The 15,726-nt window shown below is 44.4% G+C and carries 15 protein-coding genes and 1 pseudogene; 14 read left to right on the forward strand and 2 right to left on the reverse strand.

Annotated features, from left to right (window positions below; genetic code table 11):
• The first annotated feature begins 236 nt into the window (after positions 1-236).
• Entirely contained in the window at positions 237-2,051 is a 1,815-nt protein-coding gene (locus tag AB8881_11140) for an ABC transporter ATP-binding protein/permease (GenBank protein XDZ63089.1), read from the forward strand.
• Positions 2,052-2,218: 167 nt separating this feature from the next.
• The gene (yaaA, locus tag AB8881_11145; GenBank protein XDZ63090.1) at positions 2,219-2,980 is read left to right on the forward strand and encodes a peroxide stress protein YaaA; all 762 of its coding nucleotides are present in this window, start codon (positions 2,219-2,221) and stop codon (positions 2,978-2,980) included.
• 314 nt (positions 2,981-3,294) lie between these two features.
• Here yaaA and AB8881_11150 read toward each other — a convergent pair whose 3' ends face one another.
• Complete coding sequence (locus AB8881_11150; protein ID XDZ63091.1) at positions 3,295-3,672, reverse strand: H-NS family nucleoid-associated regulatory protein; 378 nt, start codon at positions 3,670-3,672, stop codon at positions 3,295-3,297.
• Between the two features lie 164 nt (positions 3,673-3,836).
• Positions 3,837-4,379, reverse strand: coding sequence for a transcription termination/antitermination protein NusG (locus AB8881_11155; GenBank protein XDZ63092.1), 543 nt, complete (start codon positions 4,377-4,379; stop codon positions 3,837-3,839).
• A 717-nt stretch (positions 4,380-5,096) separates the two neighbouring features.
• Here AB8881_11155 and AB8881_11160 point away from each other — a divergent pair.
• The 12 genes and pseudogenes from AB8881_11160 (at position 5,097) to pseI (ending at position 15,721) form a co-directional block, all read left to right on the forward strand.
• Positions 5,097-5,414 carry a MarR family EPS-associated transcriptional regulator gene (locus tag AB8881_11160; protein XDZ63093.1) on the forward strand — a complete coding sequence of 106 codons (318 nt, stop codon included), beginning with the start codon at positions 5,097-5,099 and terminating at the stop codon, positions 5,412-5,414.
• Between the two features lie 281 nt (positions 5,415-5,695).
• Entirely contained in the window at positions 5,696-6,574 is an 879-nt protein-coding gene (locus tag AB8881_11165) for an NAD-dependent epimerase/dehydratase family protein (protein XDZ63094.1), read from the forward strand.
• Positions 6,571-6,975: pseudogene (locus AB8881_11170) on the forward strand (UDP-glucose 6-dehydrogenase). The gene AB8881_11165 and the pseudogene AB8881_11170 overlap by 4 nt, the downstream one beginning before the upstream one ends.
• Before the next feature lie 164 nt (positions 6,976-7,139).
• Complete coding sequence (locus AB8881_11175) at positions 7,140-7,883, forward strand: CBS domain-containing protein (protein ID XDZ63095.1); 744 nt, start codon at positions 7,140-7,142, stop codon at positions 7,881-7,883.
• A 31-nt stretch (positions 7,884-7,914) separates the two neighbouring features.
• A complete protein-coding gene (locus AB8881_11180; GenBank protein XDZ64557.1) occupies positions 7,915-8,796 on the forward strand; it encodes an N-acetylneuraminate synthase family protein in 882 nt (293 codons plus the stop codon).
• A 3-nt stretch (positions 8,797-8,799) separates the two neighbouring features.
• Positions 8,800-9,948, forward strand: coding sequence for an acylneuraminate cytidylyltransferase (locus AB8881_11185; protein ID XDZ63096.1), 1,149 nt, complete (start codon positions 8,800-8,802; stop codon positions 9,946-9,948).
• A 115-nt stretch (positions 9,949-10,063) separates the two neighbouring features.
• The gene (pseB, locus tag AB8881_11190) at positions 10,064-11,062 is read left to right on the forward strand and encodes a UDP-N-acetylglucosamine 4,6-dehydratase (inverting) (GenBank protein ID XDZ64558.1); all 999 of its coding nucleotides are present in this window, start codon (positions 10,064-10,066) and stop codon (positions 11,060-11,062) included.
• Complete coding sequence (pseC, locus tag AB8881_11195) at positions 11,062-12,234, forward strand: UDP-4-amino-4,6-dideoxy-N-acetyl-beta-L-altrosamine transaminase (GenBank protein ID XDZ63097.1); 1,173 nt, start codon at positions 11,062-11,064, stop codon at positions 12,232-12,234. The genes pseB and pseC overlap by 1 nt, the downstream gene beginning before the upstream one ends.
• Positions 12,234-12,935, forward strand: coding sequence for a pseudaminic acid cytidylyltransferase (pseF, locus tag AB8881_11200; GenBank protein XDZ63098.1), 702 nt, complete (start codon positions 12,234-12,236; stop codon positions 12,933-12,935). The genes pseC and pseF overlap by 1 nt, the downstream gene beginning before the upstream one ends.
• Entirely contained in the window at positions 12,932-14,032 is a 1,101-nt protein-coding gene (gene pseG / locus AB8881_11205; protein XDZ63099.1) for a UDP-2,4-diacetamido-2,4,6-trideoxy-beta-L-altropyranose hydrolase, read from the forward strand. Before pseF ends, pseG begins: the two co-directional genes overlap by 4 nt.
• Entirely contained in the window at positions 14,029-14,676 is a 648-nt protein-coding gene (locus AB8881_11210; GenBank protein XDZ63100.1) for a formyltransferase family protein, read from the forward strand. The genes pseG and AB8881_11210 overlap by 4 nt, the downstream gene beginning before the upstream one ends.
• A complete protein-coding gene (pseI, locus tag AB8881_11215) occupies positions 14,669-15,721 on the forward strand; it encodes a pseudaminic acid synthase (protein XDZ63101.1) in 1,053 nt (350 codons plus the stop codon). The genes AB8881_11210 and pseI overlap by 8 nt, the downstream gene beginning before the upstream one ends.
• Positions 15,722-15,726: the final 5 nt, after the last annotated feature.

Genomic DNA, 15,726 nt, shown 5'->3' on the forward strand with positions numbered 1-15,726 from the left:
TTTGGGATTAAACTGGCGGATAGTGATAAACTATCGAGCTGTAATGCGGAGAAAAAACGCTCTTAAAACCCAAAAAACATGGTGGCAAATTTTGCGTCTCGGCATGAATTGTGGTCTCATAGGATTGTCGTGAGCTATTAACGTGTGATCACGGTTAGCTCCATTTCTATTTTAGGCTCCACCTAGCGAAGTATCTTATGAACAGCACGAACAAATCCGAGCAGCCACAAATGCAAATGGCTGATAAGCCTGTTTTAGGCACAGTGATCAAGCTATGGCCATATATCTGGCCGCATGATCGCCCCAGCCTGAAACGTCTGGTACTCATCGCGGTGCTGTTGCTGATCGCCGCCAAACTAGTCACGGCAACGGTTCCATTCTTCTTTAAATATGTCACTGACAGTCTGGCGGGCAATGTGCTTGATTTGCCCTATTTGCCATTATTCCTGTTAACGCCGTTGATGCTGATCCTTGGGTTTGTCGCGGCGCGGATCGTCAGCATTGCGTTTAACCAGCTTCGCGACGCGTTATTTGCCCGGGTTAGCCAGCATGCGGTGCGCCAGTTGGCATTACAGGCCTTTCAGCACATGCATCAATTATCGCTGCGGTTTCATCTACAGCGGCGGACTGGCGGCCTGTCGCGGGTCATTGAGCGTGGCACCAAAGGCATTGAGAGTGTCGTGCGCTATACGGTTTTGTCAACGCTGCCGGTGATTTTTGAATTCGCCCTCTATGCCGGTATTTTCTTTTATAATTTCGGCATCGCCTACGTGGTGGTGATCGCGGTTACTGTTGTTAGCTATAGTGTTTTCACGGTGAAAACGAGTGATTGGCGAACCGTAATTCGCCGCGAGATGAACCGGGCTGATACCGAGGCTAATACCCGCGCGGTTGACTCGCTTCTCAATTATGAAACCGTCAAATATTTCACCAATGAAAAGACTGAGCTGATGCGCTTTGATCAGGCCATCGCGCAATATGAAAAGGCTGGGGTGCGCACCTCTACATCGCTTGGATGGCTGAATTTTGGACAAGCCGCGATTTTCTCGCTTGGGATGATGGCCTCGATGCTGCTTTCGGCAAATGCCGTGATGCTTGGTGAACAGACGATTGGTGACTTTGTTTTGATCCATCTGTTTTTAATCCAGCTATCGCAGCCGCTTGCCTTTATTGGCGGGGTTTACCGTGAAATCCGGCAATCGCTGACCGATATCGAGCTGTTGTTTGGTTTGCTGGAAACGCCTGCAGAAATTACTGATGCGCCCGATGCGACGATGTTGTCTGTGCAATCCGGTGCGATCCGCTTTGATGATGTGCATTTCCATTATACCGCCGATCGGCCAATTCTGCGTGGTATTAGCTTTGATGTGCCAGCAGGTAAGACGCTAGCGATTGTTGGGCAGTCTGGTGCCGGAAAATCGACCATTTCGCGTTTGCTGTGCCGTTTTTATGACGTGACGGCGGGCGCCATCAGCATTGACGATCAGGACATCAGATCGGTGACAGCGACCAGTCTGCGCGAGGCCATTGGCGTGGTGCCGCAAGACACCGTGCTGTTCAATGCCAGCATTGGTTACAACATTCATTATGGGCGGCTGGCTGCGAGTGCGGACGAGGTCTGGAAGGCCGCTGAAAGTGCCAAGATTGACACTTTCATAAAATCACTACCGGGCGGGCTTGCAACCGAGGTTGGCGAGCGCGGGTTAAAACTGTCAGGAGGAGAAAAACAGCGGGTGGCGATTGCAAGGACAGTTCTAAAAGGGCCGCCAATCCTTATTTTGGATGAGGCGACATCATCGCTGGACACAAAAACAGAGCAGGACATAAATCAGGCGCTGGACCGTGTTTCCAGAGGGCGCACTGCGGTTATTATCGCGCACCGGCTATCGACGATTGTGAACGCCGATGAAATCATCGTGCTGGATCAAGGACGTATTGCCGAGCGTGGGACGCACAGAAACCTGATGGCTAAAAAAGGCCTTTATCAAAAAATGTGGAGCCGTCAGCAGGCGGTTCAGCAGGTTGAAGAAAAGCTGCAGAGCCTAAGCTAGCGGTGTATGGTGTAGGTGAGGCCGCGTTTAGCCGGCGGGGTGTTCTTTAAAAAGAACATCCTAGAATTCGCCGCGCCGATTTCCTATCATGCGGCAAATTGTCAAAACGCGTCACGCGCGTTTATGGTAAAAAATACTGGATATTATTTGGATTTACGGAGATTTTTATGCTGATTGTTATCTCGCCCGCCAAAAAATTAAACATGCAACCATCGCCGGCGATCGAGCCAACCCAGCCGATGTTTGGCCAAGAGGCCGATGAATTGGCGCACGTAATGCAGAAACTCAGCCTCGATGAGTTGCAGTCTCTAATGGGGATTAGCGCAAATCTGGCCAAGCTGAACGCCGATCGGTTTGCGAGTTTTGGTGCGCAGGATAAAAAGCCAGCGGTACTTGCATTTGCTGGTGATACCTATCAAGGGCTGGAGGCGGCAACGCTAGAACCTGAAGATATGGCATGGGCACAAAATCATCTGCGTGTGCTGTCTGGTCTTTATGGGGTGTTGCGGCCACTTGATGGGATTGAGCCATACCGGCTTGAGATGGGCAGCCAGCTGGCTACGGCGCGGGGCAAATCGCTCTACCAATATTGGGGCTCGAAAATTGCGGGCGCGCTAAATGAGCAGGCGGTGGCTACGAACTCCAGCCTATTGGTGAATTGCGCGTCTAAAGAATATTTTGGCGCGGTTGATCTTGCCAGTCTGACATTACCCGTGGTGACGCCGGTATTTCTGGAAAATAGCGGTGGCAAAGCAAAAATTGTCAGCTTCTACGCGAAAAAGGCGCGCGGGGCGATGGCGCGTTTCATCGTGCAGAACCGGCTGAAGGAGCGTGCTGAATTGCAAGATTTTAATGCTGGCGGCTATCGCTATCAGCCCGATCGCTCAGACGCGGGTAATCTGGTCTTTATGCGGGATGCTGCGGTTTAAGGATGGACTTCACTGCCAACAATTTGCGGCGCATTTGAAGAGGGTGCAAGCAATTCTCCCGCGGTTAGGGATTATAGGTTTTGCAGCGACCATTGGCACGCGACATTGCGGCATCGCCAAATCATCACCATAATCGTATGTTGTAGTATATTCCTCCGCGTGGCTGGAAAAGCTCAAAGAATGCCTCAATATGCCAGCAAGAATAGAGTGTGGCGTTCTAATATAAAAACAGACGCAACATCTTCCTAAAATTATAATTTAAGGATAGCCAGCGGCTTGAGTTTTGAGCTGGTCCAAGTTTTGATTTTCAAAGCTTAACAGCGAAAGCGGCTATCTTTTTTAAACCCATCAATATCAATGCCTTCATTTTGGCAAATGCCCTGAACCCATGATGGTGCCCGGCCACGCCCTGTCCAGGTTGCCGCGCTATTTGGATCTTTATATTTCGCTCTCACTTTGCTTCGCTGATCGCGTAATTTTGTTACTTTGGCGCGCTTTTTTGTGCTACTTTTAACGCCGGTTTTGGTGATTATATTCAGATCAATATCTTGAAAATCAATTTTGTATTTCTTTAAGATAGAGCGAATTTCAACAGTTGCCGCATCAATGTTTTTGCGGCGTGTTAACTCTGCCTGTGTTTCGTCAATAATTTTATTCAATTGTGCCGCTGAAAGTTTTTTCAAAGTTGTCATGGATTCCGCCGAATATGATTAAACACAATATTTTGATATCGTATCTAATTAAAATAAAAAAATAAAGTTATTAATAAACGCCATCAGTTCTTTTTATTCTCTGTCATGCGTCTGCTGGTGCGCATTATCTGGAGAGGTATGGCGATAAAGATGGTCCTTATATTTTATCGATAGCCAATAGGCTGTAATGCGTCAGCATTAATCGCTACTTTTGTTGTCTGACCCATGATTTCAATTAGGATATTAATGCGGTTGTTGGGCTCGATGTTGTTTATTGTTGCAATAAATCCGGAAAATGGACCTTGTGTCACTTGCGCCTGATTACCAGCGTGAAGCTGTGTTTCAGTTGTTTGACGCAATATGCTTTGCTGATCACATCTCGCCATCAGTGCTTCAACAATCTTGTTTGGCACAACGCTTGGCTCGGCGCCGAAACGGACCAAGCGGTTGACGCCGCGTGTGCTATTTACTTGACGCCATGGCCCCAGTTTAGGGGCGATCTGAACGAAGAGGTATCCGGGAAATAATTGACGTATTTGCCGCTGGAATATCCTGCCCTTTTGCTTGGTGATTTCCTGCAGGGGCGAGAATGTGCCAAAACTCTGATTTTCAAGATTTTGGGCGGCGATTTTCGCCGCGTTCGGCTTACATTGAACAAGATACCAACGTAACTCATGCATTGTTTCAGTGTCAGGTTTTTCAATCATTGGCAAGCGGCCTTTTTGTCTTGATGTTTCATTTAGTAGCACAGGCTGCACTTTCTATCTTTACCGCATTTCTCTGGCACATTTAATTGCTTTTGTTATCGCCGTCTAGACCTGTTGACTGCTGCCCTCATTCTAGGACCTGCAGAGGATCATGTTTAAGTTTAGCTTGCGAAAAAAGGCTTATACCTTGCTTTAAAGATCTCTGTAGTTACATCTTTTGGTGATAGTTGGCATTGATATAATTTTCGGTGTCTATTTTGAAATATTTTAGATACTGGGCTACTGGTTTATAAGTGAGACCATTGCCACCACCATAGCGCATGGCGCTCTGGTAGCGTCTGATTAATGTTGGCAATTCTTTAAACAAGAGGCAATGCTTTCTTAGTTTTTGGTGTTTTACACTGACCTGGCAAGGGCGCGAGATAACGTGCTTTATTTTGCGAATATCGTTTCAAAAAATTAAAGAAAGCTAGTTAACAAAAAGGCTAGCGATTAAAATTGTAATCATTTTACCCAGTTTAAAATTTTCTGGCCAGCGGTGGCAACCTTGCTCCTTTTTTTACTGGGTCATTCAATTTTATAAGTTGTCGTAGCCCTGTCACAAAAATCAATTTGACATAAATGCCTAATGTGTTCAAGTTATGAACAGACGTAAACGGTTTGGGAAACATTCCCACGCCGTGCGGTAGCCTGAGAGCGTTTTTTTAAATTATTTTTATGAACCAAGAGTTGTCAATTAAAATTATCAGGGAGCTTGAGAAGGCTCCAGAACAGAGCCAACGCGCGCTTTCCAAAAGGTGCGGCGTTAGCCTTGGCTCCATCCATTACTGCATAAACGCGCTTGCGGAAAAGGGCTACGTGAAGGCAAGGAACTTCAAGAACGCGCAGAACAAACTGGCTTACGCTTATATTTTAACGCCGTCGGGCATAAATCTCAAAAAAGAACTAACCCTGGCCTTTTTGAAGCGCAAGCAGGCTGAGTATGAGGCGCTACAAAAAGAGATAAAGGCGCTGGAAAAGGATCTGGCGCGGTGACGGCGTTTCGGGCGGCGGTTCCAAGCTGGAAAACTGGATTTTGCGCCTGACGCCCGATAATGGGATTTAGTGGGCAGTAGGTTCTAGGGTTGTGAGTGCAGCTATCAAAGAATGCGATAATAGCCATTATCGGGAGTTTGTTCACCAGTATGAGTTTGAATAATCCAAACTTGTATAAATCACATTAATTCAATAATTTAAACAAAAATTAGAAGAAAATTTTATCTGGCACTAGTTGTTAAAAATCAGAAAATTTTGGTTTAGGGAATCAAAATTCGAACATGAAACAAAAAACTATACTTGTTACTGGCGGTGCAGGCTTTATCGGTAGCCACCTCTGTGAGCAGCTATCCAAGGATGCTTATAACCGTGTGGTATCACTGGATAACTATTCAACCGGTTCTGAGGATAACCACGTCCCCAATGTTGAGTATATCAAGGGCGACACAAAAGATATTCATTCACTGGTGATATTTTCACCTGATATTGTCTTCCATTTGGGCGAGTATTCACGGGTTGAGCAGTCTTTCGATGATATAGAAACCGTTTGGGATTACAACAAATCGGGCACGTTTGAAGTGCTTCAGTTTTGTCGAAAGCATGGTAGCAAGATTGTCTATGCGGGCAGCAGTACGAAGTTTGGTGACGGTGGATTGGGACGTTCGCAAAGCCCTTATGGTTGGACTAAGGCCAGCAATACCGAGTTAGTAAAAAACTATGGTGAATGGTTCGGTGTGCGTTATGCGATTGTGTACTTCTACAATGCTTATGGCCCGCGTGAGATAAGAACTGGTAAGTACGCTACCTTGATTGCTCTATTTGCTGAGAAAATGCGAAAAGGTGAGCCTTTAACTGTTGTTAGTCCTGGTGAACAGAAGCGTAATTTTACTCACGTTAATGATATCATCCGAGCGCTGATTCTGGTGGGCGAGAAGGGCTATGGTGATGAATTTGGCATAGGCTGCCCTGAGTCCTTCTCAATTCTGGATATTGCCAGGCTATTTGGAGGTAAGATAGAGATGCTACCTGAGCGTCGAGGTAACCGTATGAATGCGGATGTGATTGCAGAAAAAACCAAAGCACTCGGCTGGAATGCTGAGTGTTCAGTGGCCGATTACATTGAAACGCTGCGCGCGATGTCCTGGGACACTGTGCAATGAAGATTGCGGTTGTTGGAACAGGATATGTGGGTCTTTCCAATGCGCTGCTATTGGCGCAACACCATTAGGTAGTTGCGCTCGATATCATTCCAGAGAAAGTGGCGTTAATAAATCAGCACAAATCTCCCATCGTCGATGCAGAGATTGGAGACTTCTTAGCAAACCGTGAACTGAATCTCAAAGCCACTAGGGATAAGCAAGAAGCTTTCGTCGGGGCTGAGTATGTCGTGATTGCCACACCAACTGATTATGATCCCATGACCAATTACTTTGATACAGGATCGGTTGAAGCCGTTATTCGTGATGTGAAGGGTGTTAATCCCGATGCGGTGATGATCATCAAGTCAACCATACCGGTTGGTTATACCCAGAGGCTGATTGATAAAACTGATAATTTGATAGACCTAGGGGTCAATGAAAGCTCGATACACTTTAGCCATCGAATTGTACTCCAGGCTTAGGCGGGACTTCGGTTTTTGCAGATTTCTATAGCTTCTCGTAACATGACGCGGGACACAGAGAGGGCGGTGGGCTCCATCGTATATGTTTTTTTATGATAACAAAAATGAATAATTTAATTATAAGATCCAGCGACTCTATACGGGTAGCATTAAATAAGATACAAGATAATAAAAAGAGGTTTTTGATTTGTCTTGACGATAATAATACTATTTTGGGACTCGCCACAGATGGAGATATAAGGAGGGGATTTCTGCTAGGCTTACATATGGATGATTCAGTGCAGAAATTAATAAACATTAATTTCGATTATTTAACTGTTTTCTCAACTTTTGATGAAATATGTGAAAAATTCAAATCTAATAAAATAGATCTTTTACCTATTATAGATAGTGATATGAAGCTAGTAAATATTATTACAAAAAAACAATTTCATATTCTGCTTTTGGAAGGTATTGAGTTAGACCTAACTTATGATTTTACCCAATTAGATAAAATAGCTTTAGAACACGAAATTTATAATAGGCCATGGGGATTTTATAAAAGTACAATTTTAACTTCTCGTGCGCAGGCAAAAATAATAACTGTTTTTCCGGGTGGTGAATTAAGTCTTCAGAAACATAAGAAAAGAGAAGAGCATTGGGTGGTTATATATGGGAATGGAAAAGCGATTTTAGGTGAGTCACTATTTGATATTTATCCTGGAAAATATATCTATGTTCCGAAAGGATGTAAACATAAGATTATAAATGAAAGTGAGTTAAATCTCATAATCTCAGAAGTTCAGCTTGGTGAATATTTTGGGGAAGATGACATTATTCGATACAGCGATAAATACGGCAGAAAATAAATTCTACGAACAAAAAACAAAAGGAAATGAAATGGCTTTTAAGTTTGATTATGAACCTCCAAAGATAATAGCAGAGATCGGCTGTAACCACATGGGCCAGATGGAAATAGCCATAGAGTTGATTGACTTAGCAAAAGATGCGGGGGCAGGATATGTAAAATTTCAAAAAAGAAACAATAAAGAACTACTTACAGAAGAACAATATAATGCACCTCATCCATGCCCTGAAAACTCATATGGTGATACATATGGAGCCCACAGGGAATTTTTAGAATTTGATGTAGCTCAAAATAGAGTGCTAAAAGAGTACTGTGATAGCATAGGTATGGTTTTTTCCACTTCTGTTTGGGATGTAACAAGTGCAAAACAGATGGTCGCTTTTCAACCTCAGTTTTTAAAAGTACCATCAGCTTGTAATAATAACTTTCAGATGCTAAGGGTGCTTAGAGATGAATTTAAAGGTCATGTACAACTTTCTATTGGAATGACAAGTAAAGATGAAGTAGAAGAAATAGTAAAGTTTTTTGAAGAGAAAAATCAAGCAAAAGCAAGACTTCTTATTTACTCTTGTACATCAGGGTATCCAGTTCCTGCAAAAGATGTTTCGTTGCTTGAAATTAATTGGCTATATGAAAATTATGAAGACAGAGTAAATGGGATAGGTTTTTCAGGTCATCATTTAGGGGTTGCTCTTGATGTGGCTGCTTACACATTAGGTGCAAGATGGATTGAAAGGCACTTTACAAAAGACAAAACATTGAAGGGAACAGATCACGCGGCTTCACTTGAACCTCAAGGGCTTAAAAAGCTGGTTAGGGATCTTAACTCTAGTTACGAAGCGTTACGTTTCAAAGATAGTGAAATACTGCCAATAGAACGAGTGCAAAGAGATAAACTAAAGAATAGAAAATAAAAGATGAATATTGCATTTATACCCGTGAGATGTGGAAGTAAGTCAATACCACTCAAAAATATAAAGGTCTTTTGCGGTAAGCCTCTGATTTATTGGAATCTTGAAGCGTTACAAAACTCGTCAAATATAGATAAAATATTTGTAGCCGTTGATTGTGAAGCGATAAAGTGTGTCATAAATAGTTTTGGATTTTCTAAAGTTCAAATATACGATAGAGAGGCGCAGAACGCAGGGGATGCTGCAAGTACAGAATCTGTGATGTTGGAGTTTATTTTAAAGCACAGCTTTAAAAGTAGTGATTTATTTATATTGTTACAAGCTACTTCGCCATTTACGCAAACCAAGGATGTTGATGAGGCAATAAAGACTTTAAAAAGGAAAAAAGCTGATTCACTTCTCACATGCGTAAGGACAAAAAGATTTTTTTGGAAAGAAGATGGAACACCATATAATTATGATCAAAAAAACCGGCCAAGAAGACAAGACTTTGATGGTATTTTCATGGAGAATGGGGCCATATATATAAACAGCATTGCAAATATTAAAAACGACAAAAATCGTCTTAGTGGAAAAGTAGCTATTCATGAAATGGAAGCATTCACAGCAGTTGAAATTGATGAAGAAGATGACTGGAAGATTGCAGAAATTCTTATGGATAAGCATATCCTTTCAAAACGACCCAAACAAAATATTAAAATTTTTCTTTGTGATGTAGATGGAACACTAACAGATGCAGGCATGTATTATGGAGAAAATGGAGAAGAATTCAAAAAGTTCAATACCCACGATGGGAAGGGTTTTGAGCTTTTGCGAAAAGCAGGTATAAAAACAGGCATCATCACTAGTGAAAATACTAAAATTGTAGAAAATAGAGCTAAAAAATTAAACGTAGACTACCTTTATCAAGGACTTGACGCTAAAGGCAAACTTGAAATAGCAAAAGAGATATGTCGAAAAGATGGTATCACATTAAATAATGTGGCATATATTGGAGATGATGTTAACTGCCGAGAACTACTTCAAAGCGTTAGCATTGCAGCATGCCCAGAAGATGCGATTAATGATATAAAAATGATACCTAATATTATAAATCTGACAAAAAAAGGAGGTGAGGGAGCTGTTAGAGAGTTTATAGATTTGCTTATTAAATAATCCGTTTAACTCGTGTTATATTAGACTTTGGCTGAAAATATTTTTTTGGATATTTAATGCAAATAACATGATATTAATTCATAACTTACATGGCCTTAACTGCACGATACAAAAAATGTTGACAAACAAATCGATTTTAATCACCGGTGGTACGGGCTCTTTTGGGCATACATTTGTGCCGATGACGCTTGCAAAATACAACCCAAAGCGGATTGTTGTTTTCTCTCGAGACGAAATGAAGCAGTGGGAGATGGCGAAATTATTTGAGGGCGACGAGCGAGTGCGTTTTTTCGTCGGTGATGTAAGAGACAAAGAGCGTCTGCATCGGGCCCTAAATGGCATCGAATACGTTGTACACGCGGCAGCAACAAAAATTGTGCCAACCGCTGAGTACAATCCCTTTGAGTGTGTGAAAACTAATGTCAATGGTGCAATGAATATTATTGATGCCTGTATTGACCAAGGTGTTAAGAAAGTCATAGCCCTTTCAACAGATAAGGCGAGTAGTCCCGCGAATTTATATGGTGCAACCAAGCTAGCTTCAGATAAGTTGTTTATTGCGGGCAACTCATATGCAGGATCTGTAGATACGCGCTTCGCTGTAGTTCGTTACGGAAACGTTATGGGTTCTCGAGGTTCGGTGATTCCATTCTTTCTGTCCCAAAAAGATAAGGGTAGCCTCCCAATTACTGATGTTCGCATGACACGCTTTATGATTACCTTAGAGCAAGGTGTTCAACTCGTTTGGCATGCGTTTGACGACATGATTGGCGGTGAAATCTATGTAAAAAAAATTCCTTCAATGAAAGTAACAGACATTGCGCTCGCCGTTGATCAAAGGTCTAAACATGAAATTGTTGGCATTCGTCCGGGTGAAAAATTACACGAAGAAATGATTAGTCCAGAGGATGCGGCTCACACCTATTCGTATGATGGGTACTTTAAGATCCTTCCGGCTATTCATAACTGGAGCAGTGACCCTTTGCGAATTGGTACAGGGGTCAAGGTACCAGAGGGGTTTAGTTATACATCGGAGAATAATAAAGAATGGATGAGTCAAGATTCATTAAAATCATGGATTTCAGATAACGCTAAAAAGATTGGGAATATTTAATGATCCCATACGGCCGGCAGGACATTACTCAGGCAGATATTGACGCCGTTGTCGCGGTACTGCAATCAGACTTCCTTACCCAAGGCCCGAAAGTACCACTCTTAGAACAGTCTGTTGCAGATAAAGTGGGTGCAAAACACGCGGTGGCCGCAAACAGCGCTACAAGTGCACTTCATGTAGCTTGCATGGCACTTGGTCTGGGAGAGGATGATTGGCTGTGGACTGCGCCCATTACCTTTGTAGCGTCGGCAAATTGTGGCCTTTACTGTGGAGCAAACGTCGATTTTGTTGATATTGATCCTCTTACCTACAACCTATCTCCCAAAGCGCTCGAAGCCAAACTGATCGTTGCCGAACGTGAAGGTAAGTTGCCCAAGGTAGTTGTCGCGGTTCATCTGTGCGGACAGCCCTGCGATATGCAGCAAATCCATGCACTCTCGAAGCGTTATGGCTTCAAAATTATCGAAGATGCGTCTCATGCCATTGGTGGCAAGTATCAGGGGGAATATATCGGCAGCGGACGTTACAGCGACATCACGGTTTTCAGTTTTCATCCGGTAAAAATCATTACTACAGCTGAGGGCGGCATGGCGCTGACGAATGACGACCAATTAGCCGAAAAAATGAACCTGTATCGTAGTCATGGTGTAACTCGTGACCAGAATTTAATGACGCATGAACCAGACGGACCATGGTATTACCAGCAAATTGAACTCGGTTACAACTACCGAATGACTGAGCTGCAGGCCGCTCTGGGTGTTAGCCAGATGGAACGCTTGGATGTATTTGTGTCCCGCCGCCATGAATTGGCCAAGCGATATGATGCGTTACTGCAAGACCTACCGGTTATAACCCCTTGGCAACATCCTGATAGCTACTCGGGACTTCACCTGTATGTAATTCGGCTGAAACTCGACAAGATCGACAAAAATCATCGACAAGTGTTTGAGGGCCTGCGTGAACAAGGTATTGGTGTAAACCTGCATTACATTCCAGTTCATACCCAACCTTATTATCAAAGTATGGGCTTCAAACAGGGCGATTTCCCTGAAGCAGAACACTATTACAGTCAAGCAATCAGCTTACCCATGTTTCAAGGTCTGACCGATGAACAGCAGTATGAGGTGGCTCGCGTACTGGGTTCGGTACTTCGGCTTGAGACAAGTGCGTAATGCGAATTGCCATCATTCCTGCCCGTGGAGGTAGTAAACGCATACCCCGCAAGAATATTAGAGACTTTTGCGGCAAGCCAATGATTGCCTGGTCGATAGAGGCTGCCAAAGCCAGCGGCTGCTTTGATAGAATCATCGCCTCCACGGATGATAAGGAAATAGCCAATATTGCACGGCAATGGGGTGCTGATGTGCCCTTTATGCGCCCGTCTGGACTGTCAGATGATTACACGGGTACCATCCCAGTCATACGTCATGCCGTTCAATGGCTGGATGCAAACAAGAGCAAAGTTGACTATGCCTGTTGTATCTATGCGACCGCGCCCTTCTTATCCGTACAGGACTTGCAGGCAGGTTGGAAGCTGATCAACGGATCAGGGCATGATTACGCTTTCTCAGTCACCAGCTATGCCTTCCCTATTCAACGTGCAATCCGGATTACTGAGCACGGCCATGTCGCCATGTTCAACCCTGAACACTTCATGACACGTTCACAAGATCTTAAAGAAGCCTGGCATGATGCGGGCCAGTTTTACTGGGGGACTGCTGAAGCCTGGTGTGAAGAGCGTCCCATCTTCGGCGAAGATTCTCTCCCTATTAAGCTACCACGCCATCGGGTGCAGGACATAGACACTCCAGAAGACTGGGCAAGGGCTGAATGGCTATTCCGCACCATGCAAGCTGAAGGTGGGTTAAAGTGAAAGTCGCCTTTCGCGCTGATGCCTCCATCCAAATTGGTACGGGCCATGTGACGCGCTGCCTTACGCTCGCCAATGAACTCGCACGCCAAGGCCACGAATGCTGGTTTGTGTGCCGTGAGCATCCAGGTAATCTCGGTGATCTGATTGCAAGTCAAGGGCACAGTTTAACGTTGCTGCCGGCCCCTGCAATTCAATGGCCGCAGGAAAAGGATACAGTATCTGACGATTATGCACTCTGGCTGGGCGCGCCCTGGCAAGAAGATGCTCGCCAAACAATGGAAGTCATTTCACCACTGAAATTGGACTGGCTGGTCGTTGACCACTACGCACTCGATGCGCAGTGGGAATACACTGTCGCCAGCGCAGTAGGAGACATCATGGTAATTGATGATCTGGCGAATCGTCCTCATGCGTGCGCACTGCTACTGGATCAAAATCTTGGCCGTTTCGTATCAGATTATGATGGGTTTTTACCATCAGAGTGCCATCGACTGGTCGGTCCGTGCTTTGCTCTACTACGCCCAGAATTTTCGGCTCTACGTGAACAAAGCCTTGAACGTCGAAAACAAACTGAGCTCAAGCGTATTCTCATATCTTTGGGTGGAGTAGACCGCGACAACTTTACCGGTAAAGTACTTGAGGCGCTGGCAACGTCGTCACTATACTCCAGCACTGAGTTGGACATCATTATGGGTGCTGCAGCGCCTTATCTGGATGACGTCCGTCAGCAGGCCGCCCAATTACCGTTCAAGACAACCGTAAGTGTGAACGTGAAGGATATGGCAGCGCGGATGTACCAGGCAGACCTGTCTATAGGTGCTGCAGGTAGCACTTCGTGGGAGAGGTGTTGCATGGGCTTGCCGTCGATTACGGTTATACTTGCAGAAAATCAACGATCGATTGCTGAGGCTCTTTCAAAATACAAGGCTAGTTTATTAGTTGATACGTCACGAGTTACAGAAGAGATTGCAGAAATGATTCAAGTGTACGCGAGCGATGCAGAAATTCGTTCCCTTCTTACCCAAAATGCTGCTCAGGTTTGTGATGGAGCGGGTGCTGAACGTATTGTATCCGCTTTTAACGGAGCGATTAAGTGAAGATTACTGTCCTATGCTCTGATGCTTTGCATCCTGTTAATGCTTACTTGAATGCATGGGTTCAAGAAGTAAATGGCAGTCATAACATAACCATTGCTCGGAGCCCCGCAGAACTAACTAGCGGAGATTTTCTTTTTCTTCTTTCTTGCTCCGAAGTTATAAAAGCAGAGCACAAGGAAAGCTATTGTCATACTTTAGTACTGCACGCAAGTGATCTGCCGAAAGGGCGCGGATGGAGCCCGCACATTTGGGATATCATACAAGGTCGCGAAGTCATTACATTGAGTCTTTTAGAAGCAGAAGATAAAGTGGACTCAGGGCGGATATGGTTAAAGCGTAAAATCCCCGTTGACAAGACTGCGATTTGGTTTGAAGTCAATCATGTTTTGTTCGAAGCAGAAATAAAGTTAATTAACGAAGCGTTGATAAACTATGACAAAATTAAACCTTATCAGCAAGGTTTCGATATAGAACCGACATATTATAGAAAAAGAACACCTGACGATAGCAGGGTTGACCCTCACTCAAGCATTTCCGATCAGTTTGATCTGATACGCATGTGTGATCCGGATCGTTACCCTGCTTGGTTCGAGATGCATGGGCAGAGGTACAAGTTGGTTTTGGAGAAATTGGATAATGAGTGAATTTGAAATTTCTGGTCGTCGAATCGGTAGTCAATATGAGCCGTACATAATTGCTGAAATGTCTGCAAATCATAATGGTGATATAAATACAGCGTTTCGCATTATCGCAGAAGCTAAAAGGGCAGGTGCTGATGCTGTTAAAATTCAAACTTATACGCCTGATACCATCACGTTGAACTCCAACCTACCTGACTTCCAGATTAAGGGCGGTTTATGGGGCGGTAAAACGCTTTATGAGCTGTATGAGTGGGCACATACGCCCTGGCAGTGGCACAAGCCCCTGTTTGAACACGCAAAAAAGATCGGGATCCCTGTCTTCAGTTCACCCTTCGATAGCACAGCAGTAGATCTGCTCGAAGACCTGAACGCACCAGCCTACAAAATTGCCTCCTTTGAAGCCGTTGATCTACCGCTGATCCGTTATGTGGCTGCCACTGGAAAACCAATGATTATCTCCACCGGTATGGCCGATGCGGAAGAAATTCAGGAAGCGATCACCGCTGCCCGTGAAGGAGGCTGCAAAGAATTGGCTATCCTTCACTGCGTAAGCGGTTATCCTGCGCCCGCCGAAGAATACAACCTGCTTACCATCGGCGATATGATAGAACGCTTTGGTTTGGTCACGGGACTTTCGGACCATACACTCGACAACACCACCGCTATTGCCAGCGTAGTGCTGGGTACGTGTATCATCGAAAAGCATTTCACGCTTGATCGCAATGGGGGTGGTCCCGACGACAGCTTCTCGCTGGAGCCATCAGGTCTTGCCGCGCTTTGCCGTGATACCAAAACTGCGTGGAGAGCGCTTGGTCGTGTTGACTACGGTCGTAAATCGAGTGAGCAGGGCAATGTACAGTTCCGCCGTTCTTTGTATTTTGTGAAGAACATGAAGGCTGGTGATGTAATAACTGAACAATGTATTCGAAGTGTTAGGCCAGGCTATGGATTAGAACCGAAATATTTTGACCAGATTGTTGGACATTTAGTGAAGCGAGATATTATAGCAAACACACCAGTTACCCGAGATAAAATAAGAAGGCGATGATCAAA

The sequence above is a fragment of the Alphaproteobacteria bacterium LSUCC0396 genome, from assembly GCA_041228345.1.
Taxonomy (GTDB): Bacteria; Pseudomonadota; Alphaproteobacteria; order Puniceispirillales; family Puniceispirillaceae; genus UBA3439.

Coding starts and splice junctions, on each gene's coding strand:
- AB8881_11185 (XDZ63096.1), top strand. CDS start 8,800: ATGAATATTGCATTTATACCCGTGAGATGTGGAAGTAAGTCAATACCA.
- pseI (XDZ63101.1), top strand. CDS start 14,669: ATGAGTGAATTTGAAATTTCTGGTCGTCGAATCGGTAGTCAATATGAG.
- AB8881_11175 (XDZ63095.1), top strand. CDS start 7,140: ATGAATAATTTAATTATAAGATCCAGCGACTCTATACGGGTAGCATTA.
- AB8881_11155 (XDZ63092.1), bottom strand. CDS start 4,379: ATGATTGAAAAACCTGACACTGAAACAATGCATGAGTTACGTTGGTAT.
- yaaA (XDZ63090.1), top strand. CDS start 2,219: ATGCTGATTGTTATCTCGCCCGCCAAAAAATTAAACATGCAACCATCG.
- pseF (XDZ63098.1), top strand. CDS start 12,234: ATGCGAATTGCCATCATTCCTGCCCGTGGAGGTAGTAAACGCATACCC.
- pseB (XDZ64558.1), top strand. CDS start 10,064: ATGTTGACAAACAAATCGATTTTAATCACCGGTGGTACGGGCTCTTTT.
- AB8881_11140 (XDZ63089.1), top strand. CDS start 237: ATGGCTGATAAGCCTGTTTTAGGCACAGTGATCAAGCTATGGCCATAT.
- pseC (XDZ63097.1), top strand. CDS start 11,062: ATGATCCCATACGGCCGGCAGGACATTACTCAGGCAGATATTGACGCC.
- AB8881_11150 (XDZ63091.1), bottom strand. CDS start 3,672: ATGACAACTTTGAAAAAACTTTCAGCGGCACAATTGAATAAAATTATT.
- AB8881_11180 (XDZ64557.1), top strand. CDS start 7,915: ATGGCTTTTAAGTTTGATTATGAACCTCCAAAGATAATAGCAGAGATC.
- AB8881_11160 (XDZ63093.1), top strand. CDS start 5,097: ATGAACCAAGAGTTGTCAATTAAAATTATCAGGGAGCTTGAGAAGGCT.
- AB8881_11165 (XDZ63094.1), top strand. CDS start 5,696: ATGAAACAAAAAACTATACTTGTTACTGGCGGTGCAGGCTTTATCGGT.